This window comes from Roseicyclus mahoneyensis (genome assembly GCF_003148775.1).
Classification (GTDB): domain Bacteria; phylum Pseudomonadota; class Alphaproteobacteria; order Rhodobacterales; family Rhodobacteraceae; genus Roseicyclus; species Roseicyclus mahoneyensis.
Genome location: NZ_QGGW01000002.1, coordinates 278,554 through 302,007, shown reverse-complemented (window position 1 = coordinate 302,007; position 23,454 = coordinate 278,554). Strand labels below are relative to the sequence as shown.

Sequence of the window (23,454 nt, the reverse complement as noted above, 5' to 3'; positions counted from 1 at the left end):
GACGGAACCCCTCGGCCTATTGGGCCGCGCTGCGCGACGCCATCAGGTCACCGAGATAGGCGCTGAATTCCTCGCGCAGGTCTTCCCGCGCCATGCCGAAGGCGACGGTGGCCTGCAGGAACCCTGCCTTGGAGCCACAATCGAACCGCTGGCCACGGAACCGGAAGCCATAAACGTTATCGGACGCGGTGATTTCTTCGGCAATAGCATCGGTCAACTGCACCTCGCCGCCCGCGCCAGTCTTGATCTTATTGAGATTGTTCATGATCTCAGGGGTGAGGATGTAACGGCCGATCACGGCAAGGTTCGAGGGCGCCGTTCCCAGCGCAGGCTTTTCCACCATCCCCTTGACCGAGACGACTGATCCCATGTCGTCCTTGATGTCCAGTACACCGTAGGCGTTGGTCTTGTCGGCGGGCACCTCCATCGCGGCGACCATGTTGCCGCCGGTCTCGGCATAGGCTTCGACCATCTGCTGCAGGCAGGGCTTTTCTGCGGCGATCACGTCATCGGGCAGGATCACGGCAAAGGGCTCGTTCGACAACAACCGCCGTGCGCACCACACCGCGTGACCAAGACCCAGCGGCTTTTGCTGCCGGATATAGGCGATGGCGCCAGAATCCATAGTTGTGGTCTTGAGCGCCTCAAGCAGGTCGGTCTTGCCCTTCTTGCGCAGCGCATTTTCCAGTTCAGGTGCGGCGTCGAAATAATCCTCGAGCGCGGATTTTCCCCGGCTGGTGACAAAGATGAACTCCTTGATGCCGGCCGCCCGCGCCTCGTCGATGGCGTACTGAATCAGCGGTCGATCCACCAGCGTCATGATTTCCTTGGGAATCGATTTGGTCGCGGGCAGAAATCTGGTTCCCAGACCCGCCACGGGGAAAATCGCCTTTGTCACGCGTCTTTTCATCACTGAACCTTGCCGCCTTGTCCCCGCGCTCGTCAGGCGAACGCGCGCTCCTACCGCACTATCGATAGATCCTTAACGGATTACGACGGCGGATGCACGAGCCACCGACAGGTTTCCCCGCTCATGCTGCAAAAAAACCTGCCCATTCGGCCGCAACACGCGACCGGTAGCACCAGAATTGAACCCGCGCACCCGCGCGGTCTGAAGGCCCGAACAGCCCACCACGCTGCTCCCACCAGCCGCCTTCGGTAAATTCCACACGATGCTTGCGCGGCGTCGGCTCCAGCAAAATCAAGGCCGAGGGTCGTCCGGCAGCGACATCCACAGCGGCTTGGTCGCGCAACATTCTTGCGCGGTGGAGCCAGCCGTCGCGGCGGATCATCTCTGGCGGCAGCTCGATGTTGAGCGGCACGAAGGCATGAGGCTCGGCCAAAGGACAGGTCGGCACGTCGCTGCGCCGGTCCCGTCCCTCGGCGATCCCCGCAGCAAGGCTTTCCATCAGGGAACGCATTTCGGCCGGGCCGATGCGCCGCGCCCGCGCCATCCGCAACAACCGCGCGCGCTGGTCTGCGATCAGCAGGTCCAACGCGGTTTCCTGTGCATCAGGGGCGTGTTTGCGCAAGAAAAGCGCGCTGGACGCACCGATGTCATGCAGGCTGAGCGGCACCCGGTCCGCCCGGCGGCGGGCGCTGGCCGCAAACCCGTGGTGAACACGCGCAGCGGGCAGGTAGCGCGTTTGAGCACCAGCCGCTGCAAGGCGCAGGGCCAGATCGGTTTCGTCGAGATAGAACTTGAATCCGGTGTCGAACCCGCCCGTTAGAGTCAGACATGTGCGGCGGACGGCCATGTTCGTGCCGTGCAGCTTCAGGACTTCGCCATGGACGGGCGACGCCTGCGCCTCAAGCCACCTGTCCCGGCCCTGTCGATCCACTACCATCCGGCCCCATTGCAACGAAATGCCGTTGCGCCCAAGGACCGGGCCGGTCACGGCGCCCACCTCAGGCCGGTCGAACCCCCGCAGCAATGCCTCGGCCCAGTCCGGTTCCGGCACCGCGTCATCGTCGATGAAGGCCACGACATCCCCCGCGGCGACGGCAATGCCCGCGTTTCGGGCAGCCGAGATGTTTTCGACCTCCTGCGGCACCAAAGTCAGCCTGTCCGACATGGGCAAGGTGCACGAAACAGCCAAGCCGTCGGCATCGGCGACCACGATCACCTCAAAGCGGGTGGAGCGCAGTTGCGACAGCGCGGTCAGGCAGCGGGCCAGCGCGCGGGGCCGGCCGGCGCTGACCACAACGACGCTGAGCCGCGCCACTGGCATCAGGGCAGGGCCATCTCGGCCAGCATAGCCTCGATCCGGGGCACATCCTCGGGATTGTTCAATTCCCAGAACTTTCGACCCTGTGCGGCGACTTCGACACAAAGCAGCGGTTGACCCGCCTCGAGAAAGCGCAGCTGTTCCAGACCTTCCAGCATTTCCAACGGACCGACCTTCCATGTGGGATAGGCGCGGAGCGCATCGGGCCGGTAGGCATAGACGCCGACATGGTGAAACACCGGAGTGGGCGCCTCGGCGGCATAGGTCTCGGAGGTGAAGGGAATCACTTCCTTCGAAAAATACAGACCCCGCATGGTGTGATCGACTACGGCGGTGGTGCCCCCGACCCGGCCCGCTGCGCGATCGGTCTTGAGGGCCGCCAGCGTCTCGCCATCGCAGCGCAGGATCGGTGTGGCAATCGCCGCGTCCGGATGGGCGCGCAGACCCGCGATAAGGGCGGTGAGGAACCATGGCGGCGTCAGGGGGGCATCACCCTGCAGGTTCACCACCATCTCGACCTCATCGCCCAGCTGCTCCAAGGCTTCGGCGCAGCGTTCGGTGCCGTTGCGCGCCTCTGAGGAGGTCATCAGCACGCTTGCCCCAAAGGCCCGGGCCGCGTCGGCGATCCGGTCATCATCCGTGGCGACATGGATGGCGTCGAACTCCGCGACCTCGCAGGCTGCGCGCCAACTGCGTTCGATCAGGGTCTGTGCCTCGCCCGTCGCGCCACGCAGCAGGGCCAGCGGCTTGCCCGGATACCGGCTGGAAGCATAGCGCGCCGGGATGATGCAAACGACACTCATGCCGGTTTCAGGTCCACACCCGGCGCGTGCGCGATGAAAAAGCCGTTGGCGAAGCCGGGCTTGCCATAGGTGAAAGGCTGATGATCCTCGAACCCGATCACATGGCCACCCGCGCCGCGTAACACGGCATCGCCGGCCGCCGTATCCCATTCCATCGTGCGACCCAAACGGGGGTAAAGATCGGCCTCGCCGGTGGCCACAAGGCAGAACTTGAGCGAGGAGCCCGCGCTTTTCATGTCTGCGGTGGCGTATTTCGAGATGTAGGCATCGGTGGCCGCATCGCGGTGAGACTTGGACGCGACCACATACAGCGCGGCATTGTCGGGTTTTCCGACCCTGATGGGCGTAACCGACCCTATCACGTCTGGACCGAAGGGCCCGGTTTCCTCGACGCTTTGGCCTGTCGCATCAGTGTAGAACAGCCGCCCCTGTGCCGGCGCATAGACGACGCCGCGCACCGGGACGCCGTTCTCGACCCAGGCAATGTTGACGGTGAAATCACCGCGCCGCTGGATGAATTCCTTGGTGCCATCGAGCGGATCGACGATCAGAAAACTGCTCACAGCCTGCCCGTGGCTGTCGGCCTGTTCCTCAGTCACAAGAGGCAAATCGGGAAAGGCGGCACGCAACCGGGTCGAGATCAGCGCATCCGCCGCCTCATCGGCCTCGGTCACGGGGCTGGCGTCGGATTTGGATTTCACCTCGAAATCATCGGCGTCGTAGACCTGCATGATCCGCTCGCCCGCCTCGATCGCGGCCGCGCGAAATACGCGCATCATCTGATCGTAATCCAAATCCGCCTCCATTTGGCCGTGATTGTGTGCCATAACCTGCTGCGTTATCCTCTGAGCCAACCTCAGGGGCAAGAGCGGCGCAACGGCAGACCCGGCACATGTTTCAGGCAAGACGCACGCAATCAACTTTCAGCCTTGCGCTGAACATGCTGGAACTCACCTTCCACGCGGCCTCGCGCAAGGTGCGTCAGACCCATCGCAACGCCGTGCTCGCCATCGCGCTGAGCGTTGTGCAATCCATGCTCTTCATCGCGGCCTTCTACGTGATGTTCACGGTGCTGGGGCAGCGCGGAGCCGCCGTGCGCGGCGATTTCATGCTCTACCTGCTGACCGGCATCTTTGCCTACCTCACCCACATCAAGGGTGTGCAGTCGATCATGGGCACGGAGAATTCCACTTCCGCGATCATGCAGCACGCGCCGATGAACACGATGGTGGCGATCTTGTCCTCGGCGCTGAGCGCGCTTTACACGCAGACGGTCAGCCTTCTGGTGCTGCTGCTGATCCTCCACACCATGTTCACGCCCCTTACCTTTGCCTACTGGCCGGGTGCGCTGATGATGTTCCTGCTGGCTTGGGCATCGGGATGCGTTATCGGACTGGTGCTGATGGCGGCCAAACCCTGGATGCCGGAATTCGTGAACATCCTGCAACTGGTCTATGTGCGGGCCAACATGATCGCGTCAGGCAAGATGTTCGTGGCAAACATGATGCCCACGGCGATCATTGGCTTTTTCGACTGGAACCCTTTGTTCCACATCATCGACCAAGCGCGGGGATTCACCTTTGTGAACTATTTCCCACATCACTCGAACTGGGAATATCCGCTGTACGCGACGCTCGTGCTGATGGTGATCGGCTTCATGGGCGAGGCGTATACCCGCAAGCAAGCATCGGCCAGCTGGGGCGCAGGGCGCTAGTCTAGTCCACCACCCGCAGGGTCAGGTTGATGCGCCCGCCGCGCGGAAACAGCGTGGAACTGCCGGGGCGCACCCGATCTATGCCGTGATAGGCCAACCGGGCGGGGCCGCCCAGAACCGCCACATCGCCAGACCGCAGCCAGATGGACTGCGTCTTGCCACCGCGCACCACACCCCCGACCCGAAAAAGCGCATCATCGCCAAGCGAAATCGAGACCACCGGCATCGTCAGATCCGCTTCGTCACGGTCCTGATGCAGGCCCATGCGGGCAGCCTCGTCATACCAGTTCACAAGGCAGCACTGCGGCGCCCGGGCCACGCCCGCAAGGCCCTCCCACACCGCCAGCACCGAGGCCGGGATGGTCGGCCATGCGACGCCTGAGGGATGGCGGCTCTCGTAGCGATAGCCCCGCCGATCAGAGATCCAGCCGTAATCGCCCGCCGCCGTCATCCTGACCGACATCTTCCGACCACACGGGGTTTCCGGCGCATAAAGCGGCGCCGACGCGACCACCGCGCGGATGTCTGCGGCCATGGCGATCTGCGCCTCGGGGGAGAGCCAACCCGGCCAGACCGTCACACCGCCCACATCTATGGCACCGGTCATGGCAATTCCCCTTGATTTCTCGCCCTGTCCAGCGCTTGCAGGGGCAAATCCACCTCCCTATATACCGTCCGAACCGGTCGGGCGTGCAGCCCCGGCCAAATCAAACACCATCACGAAGGCGGCACCGGGGGCCTGAACGGACCCGCCACCGCCTGTTCGCTTGAAGCAAAAGGGACCTGACCGATATGGCCAAAGTGATTGGGATCGACCTCGGCACCACCAACTCCTGCGTTGCCATCATGGATGGCAGCCAGCCGCGTGTCATCGAAAACTCCGAAGGGGCGCGCACCACGCCCTCCATCGTCGGCTATACCGAGGATGAGCGTCTGGTGGGCCAAGCCGCTAAACGGCAGGCCGTGACCAACCCCGAAAACACCATTTTCGCTGTAAAACGCCTGATCGGCCGTCGTCTCGGCGACGCCGAGGTGGAGAAGGACAAGAACCTTGTCCCCTACAAGATCGTCAACGGCGGCAACGGCGACGCCTGGGTCGAAGTGCGCGGTGAGAAATTCTCGCCCAGCCAGGTTTCGGCGCAAATCCTGACAAAGATGAAGGAAACCGCCGAAAGCTATCTCGGCGAAGAGGTGACGCAGGCCGTCATCACTGTCCCCGCCTATTTCAACGACGCCCAGCGCCAGGCGACCAAAGACGCCGGCAAGATCGCGGGCCTTGAAGTACTGCGCATCATCAACGAGCCGACGGCGGCGGCGCTGGCCTATGGTCTCGACAAGAAGGAAAACCGGACGATCGCGGTCTATGACCTTGGCGGCGGCACCTTCGACATCACCATTCTGGAAATCGACGATGGCCTGTTCGAGGTGAAATCGACCAACGGGGATACGTTCCTTGGTGGCGAAGATTTCGACATGCGGATCGTCAATTACCTGGCCGACGAGTTCAAAAAAGAGCATGGCGTCGATCTGACCAAGGACAAGATGGCGCTTCGGCGCCTCAAGGAAGCTGCCGAAAAGGCCAAGATCGAACTGTCCTCTTCGTCCCAGACCGAAATAAACCAGCCCTTCATCTCGATGGGTTCGAACGGTCAGCCGCTGCACATGGTCATGAAGCTGACCCGCGCAAAGCTGGAAAGCCTGGTCGGCGACCTGATCGTGAAATCGATGAAACCTTGCGCGGCTGCGTTGAAAGATGCTGGCCTGTCCAAGGGTGATATCGACGAGGTCGTTCTGGTCGGCGGCATGACCCGCATGCCCAAGGTTGTCGAGGAAGTGACCAAGTTCTTCGGCAAGGAACCCCACAAAGGTGTGAACCCCGACGAGGTTGTGGCGCTGGGTGCAGCGATCCAGGCAGGCGTGTTGCAAGGCGACGTCAAGGACGTGGTCCTGCTCGACGTGACACCGCTGTCGCTTGGCATTGAGACGCTCGGCGGTGTCTTTACCCGCCTGATCGACCGCAACACCACGATCCCGACGAAAAAGGCGCAGATCTTCTCGACCGCCGACGACAACCAGAATGCCGTGACGATCCGTGTGTTTCAGGGCGAACGTGAGATGGCCGCCGACAACAAGATGCTGGGCCAGTTCAACCTTGAAAACATCCCGCCCGCGCCACGCGGTGTGCCGCAGATCGAGGTGACCTTCGACATCGACGCCAACGGCATCGTGTCGGTCGGCGCCAAGGACAAGGGCACCGGCAAGGAGCAGAAGATCACGATCCAGGCGTCCGGCGGTCTGACCGACGAGGATATCGAGCGCATGGTCAAGGAGGCTGAGGAAAACGCCGACGCCGACAAGAAGCGCCGCGAGCTTGTCGAAACTCGCAACCAGGCCGAAAGCCTGATCCATTCGACCGAAAAGTCGATGGACGAGCATGGCGACAAGGTCGATCCCGCCACCATCGAGGCCATCGAACTGGCCATCAAGGCGCTAAAGGAACAGCTTGAGACCGAGGATACCGGCAAGATCAAGAGCGGCATCCAGAACGTGACCGAAGCGGCGATGCGTCTGGGTGAAGCGATCTACAAGGCCTCGGCCGACGATGGTGACGGCGACGATGACCGCGATGCGGCGCGCCCGGTGGATGATGACATCGTCGACGCCGATTTCGAAGACCTCGACGACGACCGCAAGCGCGGCTGATCGCGTGATGTGACCCGCAAGCGACCGGCCGGGGGCAACCTTGGCCGGTCCGCGCGTTCCAGGGAAGGGACAGCATGGCAAAGCGCGACTACTACGAGGTTCTCGGGGTCTCGAAAGGCGCATCCGCCGATGAGATCAAGAAGGGCTATCGCACCAAGGCGAAAGAACTTCACCCCGACCGCAACGCCGACAAACCCGATGCCGAGGCCCAGTTCAAGGAAGTGAACGAGGCCTATGACGTGCTGAAGGACGCCGACAAGAAAGCCGCCTATGACCGGTTCGGCCATGCGGCATTCGACGGTGGCATGGCAGGCGGCGCGCGGGCGGGCGGCTATGGCGGCGGCAGGCCCGGACAAGGTGATTTCGCATCCGCATTTTCCGATGTGTTCGAAGACCTTTTCGGCGATTTCATGGGCGGCCAGCGCGGTGGTGCGCGCAGCCGCGCCAGCCGGGGCTCGGACCTGCGCTACAACCTCAAGATCACGCTTGAGGAGGCGTTTGCGGGCCTGAACAAGCAAATCACGGTGCCGTCCTCGGTGGCCTGTGGGTCGTGCAACGGTTCAGGCTCCGAAGGCGGCGCGGAACCCACCACCTGCCCAACCTGCTCGGGCATGGGCAAGGTGCGCGCGCAACAGGGCTTTTTCACGGTTGAACGGACCTGCCCCACCTGTTCGGGCACAGGCCAGATCGTCAAGAACCCCTGCCGCACCTGCGGTGGCGCAGGCCGCCAGCAAAGGGATCGGGCGTTGAGCGTGAACATCCCGGCCGGTGTCGAATCCGGGACACGCATCCGCCTGTCGGGCGAGGGCGAGGCGGGCCTGCGCGGCGGGCCTGCGGGTGACCTTTATATCTTCATCGAGGTTGCCGACCACACGCTGTTCCAGCGCGACGGGATAGACCTTTTCTGCCGCGTGCCAGTGTCGATGACCAAGGCAGCGCTGGGCGGCGAGATCGAGGTGCCCACGATCGACGGTGGTCGTAGCCGCGTAAAGGTCCCCGAAGGCTCGCAATCGGGCCGTCAGATGCGCCTGCGCAGCAAAGGCATGCCGCAGCTGCGCGGCCCCGGCATCGGCGACATGTACATCGAGCTGGCGGTGGAAACCCCGGTCAGCCTGACCTCGGAACAAAAGGAATTGCTCCGCAAGTTCGAGGAGTTGAGCGCCAAGTCGACCAACCCCAACGCCAGCGGATTTTTCGACAAGGTCAAGAATTTCTGGGACGGGCTGGCCAACTGAGGCCAGCCCTCTCCGACGTTCAGTGACGGCCCATCTCGCAGGCGGCCATGACCGCCATGTTCAAGATGTCATTGGCGGTCGAGACCGTGGAACAGATCTGGATCGGGCTTTTTAGCCCGGTCAGGATCGGCCCGATCACCGTGGCGCCCGCCAGTTCCTGCATCAGCTTGACCGAGATCGACGCCGAATGACGCGCGGGCACGACGAGCACGTTCGCCGGGCCTGACAGGCGGGTGAAGGGATATTGCGCCATCACATCAGGGTTCAGCGCCACATCCACGGTCATCTCGCCATCATATTCGAAATCGACGCCGATCTCGTCCAGAACACGCGGCGCCTGGTGCATCTTTTCGGCCCGTTCGCTGACCGGGTAGCCGTAGGTCGAAAAGCTGACGAAGGCCACGCGCGGCTCCAGCCCCAGATCGCGGGCCACCTGCGCGCCGCGTTGGGCGATCAGGGCCAGGTCCTCCTTCTCGGGCCATTCGTGGACCAGCGTGTCCCCGATCAGCACGATCCGACCCTTGTGCAGCAGGGCGGTGATGCCCACGGCCCCGTCCTGCGCCCGCGCATCGAAGACCTTTCCGATCAGATCCAGCACATAGGCGGATTTGCGCGTCGCCCCGGTGACAAGCGCGTCACCATGGCCATGGGCCAGCATCAGCGCCGCGAACACATGCCGGTCGCGGGCGGCCAGCCGGTGAATGTCGGCGCGGTCATGCCCTTTGCGCTGCAAGCGTTGATAGAGGAATGACTTGTAGCCTTCGAGATACGGGGTGTTGGCGGCATTCACCACCTCAAGCTCCCGCACGGCATCACCCAGCCCGGCACTTTGCAGCTTTTCCTTCACATCCGCCTCACGCCCGACAACCGAGGCCTTGCCAAGACCCTGACGCTGATAGGCGACCGCCGCGCGCAGCACGCGCAGGTCGTCGCCCTCGGCAAAGATCATCCGGGCCTGTGCCTGCTTGGCGCGGGCATAGATGCCCTGAAGGATCGAACTGGTCGGGTCCAACCGGGCGCGCAGACCCTTGGCATAGGCCTCCAGATCCGCGATCGGCCGCCGGGCCACACCCGTGTGCATGCCCGCGCGTGCCACGGCGGGCGGGATCATGTAGATCAGGCGCGGATCGAAGGGCGTCGGGATGATGTAGTCGCGCCCGAAGGACAGCTTGCGCCCATAGGCGATTCCGACCTCATCGGGCACATCCTCACGCGCCAGCGCCGCCAACGCCTCGGCGCAGGCGATCTTCATCTCGTCATTGATGGCGCGCGCATGGATATCCAGCGCACCGCGGAAGAGATAGGGAAAGCCCAGAACGTTGTTGACCTGATTGGGATAGTCCGACCGGCCGGTGGCCACTATCGCATCGGGCCGGACCTCATGCGCTTCTTCGGGGGTGATTTCGGGATCAGGGTTGGCCATGGCGAAGATGACCGGGTTCGGCGCCATGCCCGCCACCATATCGCGCGTCACCGCCCCCTTGGCGGAGACACCAAGAAACACATCCGCGCCCTTCATCGCCTCGGCCAGCGTGCGCAGGTCAGTCTTGACCGCATGGGCCGATTTCCACTGGTTCATCCCCTCGGTGCGGCCCTGATAGACCACCCCCTTGGTGTCGCAGATGATGCAGTTCTCATGGCGCGCGCCCATGGTCTTGAGCAACTCGACACAAGCGATGCCGGCCGCCCCTGCGCCGTTCAGCACGATCCTGCAATCCTCGATCTTCTTCCCGGTCAGGTGCAGCGCGTTCAAGAGCCCGGCCGCACAGATCACCGCAGTGCCGTGCTGGTCATCATGGAAAACGGGAATGTCGCATTCTTCCTTGAGACGCTGCTCGATGATGAAACATTCTGGCGCCTTGATATCCTCAAGGTTGATGCCGCCAAAGGTCGGCGACATCAGCTTGACCGCCTTGCAGAACTCATCGGGATCCTCGGTATCGAGCTCGATGTCGATGGAATTGACGTCGGCGAACCGCTTGAAGAGCACCGCCTTGCCTTCCATGACGGGCTTGGAGGCCAACGCGCCCAGATTGCCCAGACCCAGAACCGCCGTCCCGTTGGTGATGACGGCGACAAGGTTTCCCTTGGTCGTGTAATCATAAGCAGCCTCGGGGCGTTCGGCGATCACCTCGCAGGGGACGGCCACGCCGGGGGAATAGGCAAGGCTCAGATCGCGCTGCGTCGCCATCGGGGTCGAGGCCACAATGTCGATCTTGCCCGGATACGGTTCCAGGTGATAGGCCAGCGCCTCTTCACGGGTGATCTTGGTCCTGTCGGTCATTCTGTGGTGCCCTCCCTAAGCCCGAAATCCGGTTTATCCATTGCGGGTGGCAGCGGCAACTCGGGTCTTTTGGCGCTTCTCACCCGGCGCGGCCTTGCGTAGGGTTTGCCGCGTCGCAAGGGGGTTGGGATGACGGCTCAGGTTACGCCGATGATGGCGCAGTATCTTGAGATCAAGGGGCGGCATGCCGATGCGCTCCTGTTCTACCGGATGGGCGATTTCTACGAGATGTTCTTTGACGACGCGGTCGCTGCAGCGGCCGCGCTCGACATCGCGCTGACCAAACGCGGGCAGCATGCGGGCGATGATATTCCGATGTGCGGCGTGCCCGCCCACAGCGCTGAAAGCTACCTGCTGACCCTGATCCGCAAGGGGTTTCGCGTGGCGATCTGCGAACAGCTGGAAGACCCGGCCGAGGCCAAGAAGCGCGGCGCGAAATCTGTCGTACGGCGCGATGTGGTGCGCCTTGTTACCCCCGGCACCCTGACCGAGGACACGCTGCTCGAGGCGCGGCGCCACAACTATCTTGCCGCCTATGCCGAAATCCGGGGCGAGGGTGCGCTGGCGTGGTGCGATATCTCGACCGGGGATTTCCAGGTCATGCCCTGCCCGCCCGTGCGGCTTGGCCCGGAACTGGCGCGGCTTATGCCGTCCGAGGTGCTGGTATCGGATGGGATGGCGCCCGAGCGGACCCAGATCATCGAGGAGATCGGCGCCGCCGTCACGCCGCTTGCGCCCAGCAGTTTCGACAGTCGGGCAGAGGGGCGCATCGGCGATGTGTTCAAGGTCTCGTCGCTTGACGCCTTTGGCGCCTTCACCCGACCCGAGATTGCGGCGATGGGCGCGCTGATCGACTATTTGAGCCTGACACAGAAAGGAAGTCTGCCGCTGTTGCACCCGCCACGGCGGCAGAACGCCGGGCAGGTGTTGCAACTGGATGCCGCGACGCGCCGCAATCTGGAACTGACCCACGCGCTGTCCGGCGGACGTGCGAACACGGTTCTGTCCGTGCTGGACCGGACCCTGACCGCGGGCGGCGCGCGTCTGCTGGAACGTCGGCTGTCGGGGCCGTCGACCGATTTGGGCGTGATCCGAGACCGGCACGACGCTGTGGCTTTTTTCGTGTCTGAGATGCTTGTTCGAGACGATATCGAGGCACATCTGCGGCGCATTCCCGACCTTTACCGCGCCTTGTCGCGGCTGGCGCTCGACCGTGGCGGGCCGCGCGATCTTGCCGCGATCCGCGACGGGCTACACGGGGCACAGGCGGTCGCCCGGACCCTTGCGGACCTTGCCCTGCCGCCCATCTTGTCGGATGCGCGCGAGTGCCTGACCGGCCACGACGCGCTGCGCGACGTGCTGGACCGGGCGCTGGTCGCAGAGCCGCCGCCGCAGTTGCGCGATGGCGGGTCGATTGCACCGGGCTACAGCGCCGAAATGGACGAGGTGCGCCATCTGCGCGATCAAGGGCGCAGCGTGATCGGGCCGATGCAGGCCGAATTTGTCGAGGTGACTGGCGTCTCCTCGCTCAAGATCAAGCACAACAATGTTCTGGGCTATTTCATCGAAACAACGGCGACCCACGCCCAGAAAATGCTGTCACCGCCGCTGTCCGAACGGTTCATCCACCGTCAGACCACGGCCAATGCGGTGCGTTTCACCACGCTGGAGCTGTCGGAACTGGAAACGAAGATCCTGAACGCTGGCAACCGCGTGCAGGAGATCGAGCGCGCCCTCTTCCAATCCCTGCGCGATGCGGTGCTGGCGCAGCAAGACGTGATCGGCGTCACCGCCCGTGCATTGGCCGAGCTTGACCTGAGTGCTGCGCTGGCCCGCCGCGCGGTCGAAGGCAACTGGACCCGGCCTGTGATGCGCGACGACCGCGCCTTCACCATCCAGGCCGGCCGACACCCCGTTGTCGAGGCGGCACTGGCCCGTGACGGTTCGCCCTTCGTGGCGAATGATTGCGCGCTGAACCCCAAGGGCGACGGCGCCGCGGTCACGCTGCTGACAGGCCCGAACATGGCGGGCAAATCCACCTTTCTGCGGCAGAACGCGTTGATCGCCATTCTGGCCCAGATGGGCAGCTTCGTGCCTGCCGACGGCGCCGAGATCGGGGTGATCAGCCAGGTTTTCAGCCGCGTCGGTGCAGCCGATGATCTTGCGCGCGGGCGGTCGACCTTCATGGTCGAAATGGTGGAAACCGCCACGATCCTCAATCAGGCCGATGACCGCGCGCTGGTGATCCTGGACGAGATCGGGCGCGGTACGGCCACTTATGATGGCCTGTCCATCGCCTGGGCCACGCTGGAACACCTGCACGACGTGAACCGATGCCGCGCGCTGTTTGCCACCCATTACCATGAGATGACGAGCCTTGCCGCGCGGCTGGACGGGCTGACCAATGCGACCGTCGCGGTCACGGAGTGGCAGGGCGACGTGATCTTCCTGCACGAGGTCCGCGAGGGCGCGGCCGACCGGTCCTACGGCGTGCAGGTCGCCAAGCTGGCCGGTCTGCCCGACCGGGTCATCGCGCGCGCGAAAACAGTGCTGAAGGCGTTGGAAAAGGGCGAGCGCGAAGGCGGCGAGCGCAAGGCCGTGATCGACGATCTGCCCCTCTTCGCGTCCGCGCCGGCGCTGCCCGTGAAACAGACCGCATCATCGGCGGTGGAAGATCGGTTGAAGACCATCCACCCCGACGATCTGACGGCACGGGATGCGCTGCAGTTGCTCTATGAGTTGAAGGATCTCGCGGAACGTCGTTAGCCGGGGTTCGACGACACGCCCACCTGCGCCGGGCGCACCAGCCGATCGTGCAAGATGAATCCCTCGGTCATCACCTGCAAGATATCGCCCGCCTTGGTGCCGGGCACCGGGGCCTCGAACATCGCCTCGTGGTTTTGCGGGTCGAATTGATCACCGATCTCGGGTGCGATGACGGTCACGCCATGCTTGGCCAGAACCTTGATCAACTCGCGCATGGTCAGTTCGACGCCTTCCAGCAAAGCAGCATCGGCCTCGCCCGCAGCATCCGTCGCGCTGTTCAGCGCGCGGCGCAGGTTGTCATAGACCGGCAACAGATCCCGCACGATGCGAGAGCCGCCGTACCTCTCGGCCTCGCGCCGGTCACGGTCTGCCCTTTTGCGCACGTTTTCCGATTCCGCCAGCGTCCGGAGCAGCCGGTCCCTAAGATCATCGCGCTCGGCCCTTACCGCATCCAGCTCATCCAGCGGCATATCGGCGGTCAGGTCGACCGCGGCGGTGGCGGCCTCCTCCGGCTGTTCCTGGTTTGCGATATGATCATGTTTCGCGTCAGACATGCGTGCCTCTTCATCCTTCAGTTCAGCGCCTCACCCGCGGTCGGCGATCAGTTTGCCGACCAGCTGCGCCGTGTAATCCACGATCGGGACGATTCGCCCGTAATTCAGACGGGTCGGGCCGATGACACCCACCGCGCCCACGATCTTCCGGTCAGCGTTCATATAGGGAGAGACCACCAGAGCGGAACCCGAAAGTGAGAAAAGCTTGTTCTCGGACCCGATGAAAATGCGCACTCCATCGCCGGTTTCCGCAAGCTCCAGAAACTCGGCGATGTCGCGCTTGCGTTCGAGGTCGTCAAAGAGCAGGCGGATACGTTCCAGCTCCTCCGCCTCGGCGGCCTCTGACAGCAGGTTCGACCGTCCGCGCACGATGAGCCTGCCCTGTTCCTTGTCCTCGGCATCCCAGACGGCCAGACCCGCTTCGATCAGATGGTTGGCGATCTGATCGATCTGGGCGCGGCGCTGATCCACCTCATGCTGCATCTCGTTGCGCAGCGCACCTAACGTCCGGTCGGCGAGATGCGCGTTGAGGTAATTCGCCGCCTCGCGCATCGCACTGGGCGTATGGCCGGGCGGCGGCTGGAACACGCGGTTTTCGACATGACCGTCCGAAAACACCAGAACGACGAGGGCCCGATCGGGCGACAGCGACACGAATTCAATATGCTTGACCGGCGCCTCCCGCTTGGGGGTCAAAACGACGCTCGCCCCATGAGTGGCCTGCGACAGCGCCGCGCCGATCCGGTCGAGGGCCGCGCCCACATCGCCGTTATTGGACCCGAGCGTGTCATCGAGGCTTTGCTTGTCGGTCGCCGCAAGCTCGCCCACCTCAAGAAAACCGTCGACGAACATCCGCAACCCCAACTGCGTCGGAACGCGCCCAGCCGAGATATGAGGGCTGCCCAACAAGCCCAGATATTCGAGATCCTGCATCACGTTGCGGATCGTGGCCGCCGAGACCTGTTCCGACAGGCTGCGCGTCAAGGTGCGCGAGCCCACCGGTGCGCCGGTTTCAAGATAACCTTCGACCACGCGACGGAACACTTCACGCGACCGGTCGTTCAGGTCACCGATTACGGTCTGGTTTGATGTCTTTCGGTCGGTCGTCGTCATGGTCCTGTGGTCCATTCGGGCTTGCGTCCGGGGGGGCGCGCGGACTATCCCGCGGAATGTAGATCAGGGAGATATCTATGCGTCCTTCCGGCCGAAACCTAGACGAAATGCGCGAAATTTCCATCGAGACCGGGGTCACGCGCCATGCCGAGGGGTCGTGCCTGATCCGCTGCGGCGGCACGCATGTGCTGTGCACAGCCTCGCTCGAGGAACGGGTGCCGCCCTTTCTCAAGAACACGGGCCTTGGCTGGGTGACAGCCGAATACGGCATGCTGCCGCGCGCGACACACACCCGCATGCGCCGCGAGGCCGCCAGCGGCAAACAATCTGGCCGGACGCAAGAGATCCAGCGCCTGATCGGCCGGGCGCTGCGCGCCGGTGTCGACCGGTCCGCATTGGGTGAACGCCAGATCACCATCGACTGCGACGTCATCCAGGCCGACGGCGGCACGCGCTGCGCCTCGATCACGGGCGGATGGGTCGCGCTGCAACTGGCGGTCAACAAGCTGATCAAGGCAGGCGATATCACCACCAACCCGATCACAGACCATATCGCGGCGGTGTCTTGCGGCATCTATGCGGGACAGTCCGTGCTCGACCTCGATTATCTCGAAGACAGCGAGGCAGGCACCGATTCGAACTTTGTCATGACCGGTGGAGGTGCGCTGGTCGAGGTGCAGGCCAGCGCCGAAGGCTCGGCTTTCTCGCGCGCACAGTTCGACGAGATGTATGTCTTGGCGGCACATGGTATCGCGGCGCTCGTCGCGGCGCAAAAAGCGGCTGTCAGCTGATGCGGCGTTTCGCGGGTGACCATCTTCTGATCGCGACGCACAATCGCGGCAAGATGGAAGAGATGGAGGCGCTGCTTGCGCCCTATGGTATCCGCGTGACCTCGGCCGCAGATCACGGACTGCCGGAACCCGAGGAGACCGGCACGACCTTCGTCGAAAACGCCCGGATCAAGGCTCATGCCGCGGCGCAAACGACCGGCTTGCCTGCCCTGTCCGACGACAGCGGGATCGAGATCGACGCTTTGGATGGTGCTCCCGGTGTCTACACCGCCGATTGGGCAGAAACACCGCAGGGCCGCGACTTCGTTATGGCCATGCGCAAGACCCATGACCTGCTGGAGGCCAAAGGCGCCCCCTTCCCCCGCACCGCGCGGTTTTGTTGCACGCTCGTTCTTGCCTGGCCGGACGGCCACGACGAGGTTTTCCCCGGCGTGATGGATGGGCAGATCGTCTGGCCGATGCGCGGCGATCAGGGGCACGGCTACGACCCGATCTTTCAGCCCACAGGGCACGATGTGACCTTCGGCGAGATGGATCGCTGGGAGAAGAACAAGATCAGCCACCGCGCCAAGGCAGTGGAGAAGCTGCGGCAGGTTCTTGGTGGCTGAGGATTGGGAGGCCGGGGGCTTTGGTCTGTATGTCCACTGGCCCTTCTGTCAGGCGAAATGCCCCTATTGCGACTTCAACAGCCATGTCGCCGCCGAGATTGACCAATCCCGGTGGCTTTCTTGCTATCTGTCTGAAATACAAAGGGTTTCCTCTGAGCTTCCCGGCCGGCGGCTCACCAGCATCTATTTCGGCGGCGGCACCCCCTCACTGATGGCGCCGGAAACCGTGGATGCGATCCTGGCGGCTGTGCGCGCGGCTTGGCCCGTGGCCAATGACCTCGAGATCACGCTCGAGGCCAATCCGACCTCGGTTGAGGCTGCCCGATTTCGCGCCTTCCGCGATGCTGGCGTGAACCGGGTCTCGATGGGGTTGCAGGCGCTGAACGACACGGACCTGAAGCGTCTGGGCAGACTCCATTCCGCCGCCGAGGGTCGGCGCGCCTATGATCTTGCGCGCAGCACCTTTCCCCGGGTCAGCTTTGACTTGATCTATGCTCGCCAGTTCCAGACCTTACCCGAATGGCGCGCCGAATTGACCGAGGCGCTGGCACTCGCGGCCGATCACCTGTCGCTCTACCAACTCACGATCGAACCTGGCACCGCCTTTGGCGACCGGCACGCGATTGGCCGCCTTGCCGGACTGGTGGAGGATGACATGGCTGCCGAGATGTATGACCTGACGCAAGACATGTGTGAAGCCGCAGGCCTACCCGCTTATGAAGTGTCGAACCACGCCGCCGACATGGCGCAGTCGCGGCACAACCTCATTTATTGGCGCGGTGGTGATTACGCCGGAATCGGGCCAGGCGCGCATGGGCGCATCACCCTGAGCGGCCAACGCCACGCCACGGAGACGGAACTGGCACCGCTGGGTTGGCTCAAACGGGTCGAAGAGACAGGCAGTGGCGAAACGCTCCGCGAGCCGGTCAGCCACCGAGAACAGGCGGAAGAATACGCGATGATGTCGCTGCGCCTGTCCGAGGGTCTTGATACGGCGCGCTACCGGCGGCTGAACGGGCGAAATTTCGACCCTGACGTGCTGAACAGGCTCGAAACTCTGGGCATGATCGAGCAACCTTCCGATCGCCTTCGAACAACGCGCGACGGGCGTCGTGTATTGAATGCAGTCTTGCGGGAACTTTTGGCAGACTAGCCCTGCACCCTACTCAAGACGCGAATCAGATCATCCAGCGCGCCAAGGTCTCTGTACCGGATCGAAACGCGCCCCTCCCCCGTTATCGGATCATGTTCAATGCTAACGGGCATTCCAAGGTTAGCGCTCAGATCCCCCTCGAGTGCCAGCGTATCGGCGTCCTTCGCTGCGCTCGCGCTTCTTGATCCGCCGTTCTTTTCAGATTTACCGGTCACCGAGCCCGGTTTCGCGTGCTTTTCCACATCGCGGACCGACCAGCCGTTCGCGACGGCCTTTCGCGCGAGGTCGACCGGCTTTTCGGCTGTGAGCAAAGCACGCGCGTGGCCTGCGCTCAGCCGGCCATCCCGCAGCATGTCCTGAATCTCGTCAGGCAAGGCCAAAAGACGCATGAGGTTCGCGATATGGCTGCGGCTTTTGCCCATCGCCCGCGCCAGATGTTCCTGCGTATGGCCAAAGCGGTCGATCAACTGACGATAACCCAAAGCTTCTTCCAGCGCGTTCAGATCGGCGCGCTGAATGTTCTCGATGATGGCGACTTCGAGCACCTCGGTGTCGTCAAAATCGCGCACGATCACCGGAAGATCATGCAATTGCGCCAGTTGCGCAGCGCGCCAGCGGCGTTCCCCGGCCACGATCTGAAAGCCATCCGCGTTGACCGGATCCGGCCGCACGATAAGCGGTTGAATGACACCCTTTTCCCGGATCGAAGCGGCCAATTCCTGCAGCGCGCCCTCGGCAAAGCTGCGCCGCGGCTGATCCGGATTCGGCCGGACCTGATCGATCGGCACGCGCCGCGCCTCACGGCTGGCGCGACCGGACACCGTCGTCTCTGCCCCGCCGCCTGATGGCGTTTCGATGTCAGCCATCAGTGCGGACAAACCGCGCCCCAATCCGGTGCGTTCACGTCGATTGACCATCAGGCTGGTTCCTTGCGTTTGGCGTGGCGGGCCAGAATTTCCTTTGCGAGGTCCATATAGGCCAGACTGCCCTTTGAAAGCGGGTCGTAGATCAACGCCGGAAGGGCGTAAGATGGCGCCTCGCTCAATCGAACATTGCGCGGGATTCGGGTGTGTAACACCAGATCGCCCAAGGTGGCGCGGGCATCGGCCTCAACCTGCTGACTCAAATTGTTGCGCTGATCATACATGGTCAACACCACCCCTTCGATTCTCAGACCGGGATTGGCGGTCTCACGCACATCTCGGACCGTCAACATCAGTTGCGACAGACCCTCGAGCGCAAAGAATTCTGCCTGCAATGGCACCAGAACCGCATGACAGGCGACCAGAGCGTTGACCGTCAAGAGACTCAATGACGGCGGGCAATCGATCAAGATATAGTCATACCCCCGCGCGGTGTCCGTCGACAGCGCATCCCTGAGCAGAAAAACACGGTTTTCCTGCGTGCCCAAGGCCACATCGGTGGAACTGAGGTCTGTGGTTGCCGGCGCGACATCCAGCCGTTCAACGCCAGTCTTATGCACCACACGCGCAAGCGGCGCATCCTCATGCAACAGATCATAGGTGGTCTGATCTCGGTCCCGCACGGAGACACCAAGCCCCGTGGACGCGTTGCCTTGCGGGTCAATATCCACAATCAGCACCGTTTCGCCCAACTCCGCGAGCGCAGCACCCAGATTGATCGCCGTCGTGGTTTTGCCCACCCCACCCTTTTGGTTGGTGATAGCGATGATTCGCGGTGTCTTGAGGTCAGACATCGGTCAGGTCCTCGATCCGGAAAAGAACGGCCTCGGCGTCGGTTACGCTGGGGATCACGGTAACATCCATCTGCCAGCCTTGCCGGGCTGTTTCAAGCTCCTCAGCATGGCGGGCGCCCTTTTGGAACAAGGCGACGCCAGTGTCCGAGAGATGACGATGCGCATATCCACACAGGGTGACAAGCGGCGCAAGAGCGCGTGCCGAAATGACATCGGCCGATTGAGGTGGCAAGTCCTCGATCCTGCGGCTGAAAACACCGACAGAAAGGCCCATCTGCCGTGCGGTTTCCCTGAGAAAAGCGGCCTTCCTCAGATCAGCTTCTACAAGGTCAATCTTTAGTCCCGGATGGGATTCGGCGGCGATGGCAGCGCAAACAAGTCCGGGGAAGCCTCCGCCGCTGCCCAGGTCCAGCCATGTCTTCGCGTCTTGCGGGGCATGGTCAATGACCTGCGCCGAATCCAGCATGTGACGTGCCCAAAGCTGAGGAAGGGTTGCAGGTGAGACCAAATTGATGGTTTTCTGCCACTTTATCAAAAGACCTGCATAGAGCTCCAACCGGGTGAATGTTTCACGTGAAACACGGGCCGAAAGGATGGCTTTTGCCTCATCTTCCGTCATGCGCGACGACGGTCTTCGTGGCGGATACGCGTCAGGATCAAAGCCAAGGCTGCCGGGGTCATGCCATCGATGCGGCCTGCCTGGCCAAGCGTTCCGGGGCGGATGCGATCCAGCTTTCCGCGCAACTCGTTGGAAAGTCCCCCGATTTCCGCGTAGGCTAGCGTTCTGGGGATTATCAGATCTTCGTCTCGCCGCAAGGCATCGGCATCACGTTGCTGCCGGTCGACATAGGTCTTGTACGTCGCCTCGATGGCAAGCTGTGTCCGCACTTCGTCGGGTAAAGCGGCGAACTCCGGGATCAACTGATCAACATGCTCTACGCCGACATCGGGGAAGGCCAATATCTCCATTCCGCTGCGCCTTTGGCCGTCTTGGTTGATGACGATGCCGGTAACGGCGATGTCACGGGGCGTAAATCTTTTCGTCGACAACAACACGCGACCGCGGTCCAAGGCTTCCATCTTTTGGAAAAAAAGCACGCGGCGATCTTCGGCGATCACACCCAAGGTATCTGCCTTCGGTGTCAGGCGCTGATCGGCATTGTCCGCGCGCAGCGACAACCGGTACTCGGCGCGGGAGGTAAACATGCGGTAAGGCTCGGTGACGCCGCGCGTTACGAGGTCGTCGATCAGCACGCCGATATACGCCTCTGCGCGCCCCAAGATCACAGGGGCGTGGCCAAGAACGCGCCGCGCCGCGTTTAGACCCGCCATCAAACCTTGGGCCGCCGCTTCTTCGTAGCCTGTGGTTCCATTGATCTGACCCGCGAGGAAAAGGCCCGGTAAATCGGGCAGTTCCAGTTCTGCGGTCAGGCGCTGCGGATCGACATAATCATACTCGATGGCATAACCCGGCTGGAGGATCTCCGCCTGCTCCAAGCCCACGATGGACCGAACATAGGCCTCCTGCACATCTTCCGGCAGCGACGTCGATATTCCGTTGGGATACACGACATCGCTGTCCAGCCCTTCCGGCTCGAGAAAGATCTGATGGGAGGATTTGTCAGCGAAGCGCACGACCTTGTCCTCGATCGAGGGGCAATAGCGCGGGCCAACCCCTTCGATATGGCCACCGTACATGGCAGAGCGCGATAGGTTTCCGCTAATAATCTCATGCGTCCGGGCATTCGTGTGCGTAATGCCGCAGCTTATCTGTCGCGCCGTGGGCGCCTTGGACAGATAGGAAAACAGCATCGGATCGTCATCAGGCGCCTGCATGTCCAGGCTGTCCCAGGCGATGCTGCTGGACCTAAGCCGCGGCGGCGTTCCGGTCTTGAGGCGGCCCAGCGGCAAGTCGAGGTCGCGCAGGCGTTGGGCCAGCCGATTCGACGGACGGTCGCCCATCCGGCCCCCTTCCAGCTTGCGATCGCCGATGTGGATCACCCCGCGTAGAAACGTGCCCGTTGTCAGCACCACGGCGCCAGCACGAAGCTCGGAACCGTCACTCAGACCTACGCCTTCGATCCGCCCGTCCCGCAAGATCAGATCAGCAACCTCCCCCACAAGGATGGTCAGGTTTGGCTGTTGCCCAAGCAAATCCTGTATGGCGGCCTTGTAAAGCGCACGGTCCGACTGCGTGCGCGGTCCGCGCACGGCCGGGCCTTTGCGCCGGTTGAGCAACCGGAACTGGATGCCAGACCGGTCGGCGGCCAGTCCCATAATGCCGCCCATGGCATCAATCTCGCGAACAAGGTGACCTTTTCCAAGGCCCCCGATCGCCGGATTGCACGACATCACGCCGATCGTGTCCGCCCGCATCGTCACTAGCGTCGTGCGCGCACCGGCACGCGCAGAGGCATGCGCTGCCTCGGCCCCGGCATGGCCGCCGCCGATCACGATGACGTCGAATGGCGTCTGTTTCACGTGAAACACTCCGTCACTTTCCGATGCAGAATTGCGCAAAAATCTCACCCAGCACAGCCTCTACATCCATGCGCCCGATCAGCGAGTCAAGCGCGCGCGCCCCATCGCGCAGATGCAAGGCAAGGATCTCGGCACCTTCGATGCCCGCGTGAAACACAAGGTCCGCTTCAGCCAGCGAAGCCCGCGCCCGCATAATTGCCTGCCTATGCCGCTCATGGGACGCGATGGCCGTATCGGAAACACGGTCCGCCAGCGCCGCCGACACATCGGCAAGGAGACGATCGATGCCCTCGCCTGTGAAGGCGGAAATGCCACGGCCTGTGATGTCGCTCTTGGTCTCATACCGAAAATCTATTGCTACGCCGGGATCGAAACCATGCGTTGGCTCCACGCCATCCTCCAGCAAGATGCGCAGATCTGCGGCCGCCGCCCGTTCCCGGGCACGGGCAACGCCGATCTTTTCAATGACATCGTCGCTATCCCGAAGCCCCGCCGTGTCCAGAAAAGTTACCGGCAAGCCGTCGAGATCGACACGCACCTCAAGCACATCGCGGGTCGTGCCGGCAATTTCGGATGTGATCGCGATATCGCGTCCTGCGATACGATTGAGCAAGGTAGACTTGCCCACATTGGGCTGGCCGATGATCGCAACCTCGAACCCATGCCGCAACCGTTCTGCCCCACTGAACCCGGAAATCTGTTCATCAATCGCACCCAAGACGCTGCCGATCAAATCGCCGACCTCGGGCGAAACATCGACCGGCACTTCCTCGTCGGCGAAATCGATGGTCGCCTCGATCAAGGCCGCCGCGCGCAACAAATCAGCCCGACAGCGATCCGCAAACTTTCGCATGCGGCCGGAAAACAGACCTTGAGCCTGCTGACGCTGTGCCTCGGTTTCGGCGGCGATCAGATCCGACAATCCTTCGACCTGCGCAAGATCAAGATTGCCGTTCATCAGCGCGCGGCGTGTAAACTCCCCAGGCTCTGCCACACGCGCCAGCCCAGTCTCGGCTATGGCGCGTTCAACGGCGCGAATTACAGCGATACTTCCGTGTAGCTGGAGTTCAACCGTATCCTCCCCAGTAAAGCTGCGCGGTGCGTCGAAACGCAAAACAAGCCCCTCGTCGAGCAGCAGCTCTGACGCGTCCCGCAAGGTCCGAAGCGCAAACTGACCCGGTCGCGGCAAATCGCCCGCAAGGCACGTTGCGACCTGATGCGCATCAGGACCCGAAATGCGGATGACGGCGACGCCCGACTTCCCCCGGGCCGTCGCCAGGGCGAAAATCGTCTGCATCGCCGGC

Annotated in this window: 20 protein-coding genes; 7 read left to right on the top strand and 13 right to left on the bottom strand. The window is 62.9% G+C overall.

Annotated features, from left to right (window positions below; all coding sequences use genetic code 11):
- Nucleotides 1–16 precede the first annotated feature (16 nt).
- The 4 genes from galU to cysQ form a co-directional block, all read right to left on the bottom strand.
- Nucleotides 17–910, bottom strand: a complete 894-nt coding sequence (galU, locus tag C7455_RS06390) for a UTP--glucose-1-phosphate uridylyltransferase GalU (RefSeq protein ID WP_109666635.1) — start codon at nucleotides 908–910, stop codon at nucleotides 17–19.
- A 121-nt stretch (nucleotides 911–1,031) separates the two neighbouring features.
- Nucleotides 1,032–2,225, bottom strand: coding sequence for a glycosyltransferase family 2 protein (locus C7455_RS06385; RefSeq protein WP_211315452.1), 1,194 nt, complete (start codon nucleotides 2,223–2,225; stop codon nucleotides 1,032–1,034).
- 5 nt (nucleotides 2,226–2,230) lie between these two features.
- A complete protein-coding gene (locus C7455_RS06380) occupies nucleotides 2,231–3,031 on the bottom strand; it encodes a 3-deoxy-manno-octulosonate cytidylyltransferase (RefSeq protein ID WP_109666631.1) in 801 nt (266 codons plus the stop codon).
- Entirely contained in the window at nucleotides 3,028–3,810 is a 783-nt protein-coding gene (gene cysQ, locus C7455_RS06375) for a 3'(2'),5'-bisphosphate nucleotidase CysQ (RefSeq protein ID WP_425450632.1), read from the bottom strand. The genes C7455_RS06380 and cysQ overlap by 4 nt, the downstream gene beginning before the upstream one ends.
- 161 nt (nucleotides 3,811–3,971) lie before the next feature.
- Between cysQ and C7455_RS06370 the strand changes: the two genes are divergently transcribed.
- Nucleotides 3,972–4,745, top strand: coding sequence for an ABC transporter permease (locus C7455_RS06370; protein ID WP_342767622.1), 774 nt, complete (start codon nucleotides 3,972–3,974; stop codon nucleotides 4,743–4,745).
- A 1-nt stretch (nucleotide 4,746) separates the two neighbouring features.
- Here C7455_RS06370 and C7455_RS06365 read toward each other — a convergent pair whose 3' ends face one another.
- Nucleotides 4,747–5,352, bottom strand: coding sequence for an alpha-ketoglutarate-dependent dioxygenase AlkB family protein (locus C7455_RS06365; protein WP_109666628.1), 606 nt, complete (start codon nucleotides 5,350–5,352; stop codon nucleotides 4,747–4,749).
- A gap of 185 nt (nucleotides 5,353–5,537) precedes the next feature.
- On the opposite strand from C7455_RS06365, the gene dnaK reads away from it, so the two are divergent.
- On the top strand, nucleotides 5,538–7,448 hold the full coding sequence (gene dnaK, locus C7455_RS06360; protein ID WP_109666626.1) for a molecular chaperone DnaK: 1,911 nt from the start codon (nucleotides 5,538–5,540) through the stop codon (nucleotides 7,446–7,448).
- Between the two features lie 74 nt (nucleotides 7,449–7,522).
- Nucleotides 7,523–8,683: a molecular chaperone DnaJ gene (gene dnaJ, locus C7455_RS06355; protein ID WP_109666624.1), complete on the top strand. Its 1,161-nt coding sequence runs from the start codon at nucleotides 7,523–7,525 to the stop codon at nucleotides 8,681–8,683.
- A gap of 19 nt (nucleotides 8,684–8,702) precedes the next feature.
- On the opposite strand, the gene C7455_RS06350 is transcribed toward dnaJ, so the two are convergent.
- The gene (locus C7455_RS06350) at nucleotides 8,703–10,967 is read right to left on the bottom strand and encodes an NADP-dependent malic enzyme (protein ID WP_109666623.1); all 2,265 of its coding nucleotides are present in this window, start codon (nucleotides 10,965–10,967) and stop codon (nucleotides 8,703–8,705) included.
- A gap of 129 nt (nucleotides 10,968–11,096) precedes the next feature.
- On the opposite strand from C7455_RS06350, the gene mutS reads away from it, so the two are divergent.
- The gene (gene mutS / locus C7455_RS06345) at nucleotides 11,097–13,733 is read left to right on the top strand and encodes a DNA mismatch repair protein MutS (protein ID WP_109666621.1); all 2,637 of its coding nucleotides are present in this window, start codon (nucleotides 11,097–11,099) and stop codon (nucleotides 13,731–13,733) included.
- Here mutS and C7455_RS06340 read toward each other — a convergent pair.
- Together C7455_RS06340 and hrcA are read right to left on the bottom strand one after the other, a co-directional pair.
- Entirely contained in the window at nucleotides 13,730–14,203 is a 474-nt protein-coding gene (locus tag C7455_RS06340; RefSeq protein ID WP_425450631.1) for a nucleotide exchange factor GrpE, read from the bottom strand. The two genes, mutS and C7455_RS06340, sit on opposite strands and share 4 nt — an antisense overlap.
- Before the next feature lie 114 nt (nucleotides 14,204–14,317).
- Nucleotides 14,318–15,400: a heat-inducible transcriptional repressor HrcA gene (gene hrcA / locus C7455_RS06335; RefSeq protein ID WP_109666842.1), complete on the bottom strand. Its 1,083-nt coding sequence runs from the start codon at nucleotides 15,398–15,400 to the stop codon at nucleotides 14,318–14,320.
- A 77-nt stretch (nucleotides 15,401–15,477) separates the two neighbouring features.
- On the opposite strand from hrcA, the gene rph reads away from it, so the two are divergent.
- Genes rph through hemW form a run of 3 tightly spaced genes read left to right on the top strand, consistent with a single transcriptional unit; the run spans nucleotide 15,478 to nucleotide 17,952 of the window.
- Nucleotides 15,478–16,191: a ribonuclease PH gene (gene rph, locus C7455_RS06330; protein WP_109666618.1), complete on the top strand. Its 714-nt coding sequence runs from the start codon at nucleotides 15,478–15,480 to the stop codon at nucleotides 16,189–16,191.
- On the top strand, nucleotides 16,191–16,799 hold the full coding sequence (gene rdgB / locus C7455_RS06325; protein WP_109666616.1) for an RdgB/HAM1 family non-canonical purine NTP pyrophosphatase: 609 nt from the start codon (nucleotides 16,191–16,193) through the stop codon (nucleotides 16,797–16,799). Before rph ends, rdgB begins: the two co-directional genes overlap by 1 nt.
- Entirely contained in the window at nucleotides 16,792–17,952 is a 1,161-nt protein-coding gene (gene hemW, locus C7455_RS06320; RefSeq protein WP_109666614.1) for a radical SAM family heme chaperone HemW, read from the top strand. The genes rdgB and hemW overlap by 8 nt, the downstream gene beginning before the upstream one ends.
- On the opposite strand, the gene C7455_RS06315 is transcribed toward hemW, so the two are convergent.
- The 5 genes from C7455_RS06315 to mnmE are packed head-to-tail and all read right to left on the bottom strand — an operon-like array spanning nucleotide 17,949 to nucleotide 23,447.
- Nucleotides 17,949–18,869 carry a ParB/RepB/Spo0J family partition protein gene (locus C7455_RS06315; RefSeq protein WP_109666612.1) on the bottom strand — a complete coding sequence of 307 codons (921 nt, stop codon included), beginning with the start codon at nucleotides 18,867–18,869 and terminating at the stop codon, nucleotides 17,949–17,951. The genes hemW and C7455_RS06315 overlap by 4 nt on opposite strands.
- Nucleotides 18,869–19,669, bottom strand: coding sequence for a ParA family protein (locus tag C7455_RS06310; RefSeq protein WP_109666610.1), 801 nt, complete (start codon nucleotides 19,667–19,669; stop codon nucleotides 18,869–18,871). Before C7455_RS06310 ends, C7455_RS06315 begins: the two co-directional genes overlap by 1 nt.
- Nucleotides 19,662–20,288 carry a 16S rRNA (guanine(527)-N(7))-methyltransferase RsmG gene (gene rsmG / locus C7455_RS06305; protein WP_109666609.1) on the bottom strand — a complete coding sequence of 209 codons (627 nt, stop codon included), beginning with the start codon at nucleotides 20,286–20,288 and terminating at the stop codon, nucleotides 19,662–19,664. Before rsmG ends, C7455_RS06310 begins: the two co-directional genes overlap by 8 nt.
- Nucleotides 20,285–22,150: a tRNA uridine-5-carboxymethylaminomethyl(34) synthesis enzyme MnmG gene (gene mnmG / locus C7455_RS06300; RefSeq protein ID WP_109666840.1), complete on the bottom strand. Its 1,866-nt coding sequence runs from the start codon at nucleotides 22,148–22,150 to the stop codon at nucleotides 20,285–20,287. The genes rsmG and mnmG overlap by 4 nt, the downstream gene beginning before the upstream one ends.
- A gap of 13 nt (nucleotides 22,151–22,163) precedes the next feature.
- Nucleotides 22,164–23,447, bottom strand: coding sequence for a tRNA uridine-5-carboxymethylaminomethyl(34) synthesis GTPase MnmE (gene mnmE / locus C7455_RS06295; RefSeq protein WP_109666607.1), 1,284 nt, complete (start codon nucleotides 23,445–23,447; stop codon nucleotides 22,164–22,166).
- Between the last annotated feature and the right edge of the window lie 7 nt (nucleotides 23,448–23,454).

Coding starts and splice junctions, on each gene's coding strand:
- C7455_RS06365 (WP_109666628.1), bottom strand. CDS start 5,352: ATGACCGGTGCCATAGATGTGGGCGGTGTGACGGTCTGGCCGGGTTGG.
- rph (WP_109666618.1), top strand. CDS start 15,478: ATGCGTCCTTCCGGCCGAAACCTAGACGAAATGCGCGAAATTTCCATC.
- C7455_RS06315 (WP_109666612.1), bottom strand. CDS start 18,869: ATGGTCAATCGACGTGAACGCACCGGATTGGGGCGCGGTTTGTCCGCA.
- galU (WP_109666635.1), bottom strand. CDS start 910: ATGAAAAGACGCGTGACAAAGGCGATTTTCCCCGTGGCGGGTCTGGGA.
- hrcA (WP_109666842.1), bottom strand. CDS start 15,400: ATGACGACGACCGACCGAAAGACATCAAACCAGACCGTAATCGGTGAC.
- C7455_RS06350 (WP_109666623.1), bottom strand. CDS start 10,967: ATGACCGACAGGACCAAGATCACCCGTGAAGAGGCGCTGGCCTATCAC.
- mutS (WP_109666621.1), top strand. CDS start 11,097: ATGACGGCTCAGGTTACGCCGATGATGGCGCAGTATCTTGAGATCAAG.
- dnaK (WP_109666626.1), top strand. CDS start 5,538: ATGGCCAAAGTGATTGGGATCGACCTCGGCACCACCAACTCCTGCGTT.
- C7455_RS06340 (WP_425450631.1), bottom strand. CDS start 14,203: ATGCCGCTGGATGAGCTGGATGCGGTAAGGGCCGAGCGCGATGATCTT.
- rdgB (WP_109666616.1), top strand. CDS start 16,191: ATGCGGCGTTTCGCGGGTGACCATCTTCTGATCGCGACGCACAATCGC.
- C7455_RS06380 (WP_109666631.1), bottom strand. CDS start 3,031: ATGAGTGTCGTTTGCATCATCCCGGCGCGCTATGCTTCCAGCCGGTAT.
- cysQ (WP_425450632.1), bottom strand. CDS start 3,810: ATGATGCGCGTATTTCGCGCGGCCGCGATCGAGGCGGGCGAGCGGATC.
- rsmG (WP_109666609.1), bottom strand. CDS start 20,288: ATGACGGAAGATGAGGCAAAAGCCATCCTTTCGGCCCGTGTTTCACGT.
- mnmE (WP_109666607.1), bottom strand. CDS start 23,447: ATGCAGACGATTTTCGCCCTGGCGACGGCCCGGGGGAAGTCGGGCGTC.
- dnaJ (WP_109666624.1), top strand. CDS start 7,523: ATGGCAAAGCGCGACTACTACGAGGTTCTCGGGGTCTCGAAAGGCGCA.
- C7455_RS06310 (WP_109666610.1), bottom strand. CDS start 19,669: ATGTCTGACCTCAAGACACCGCGAATCATCGCTATCACCAACCAAAAG.
- C7455_RS06370 (WP_342767622.1), top strand. CDS start 3,972: ATGCTGGAACTCACCTTCCACGCGGCCTCGCGCAAGGTGCGTCAGACC.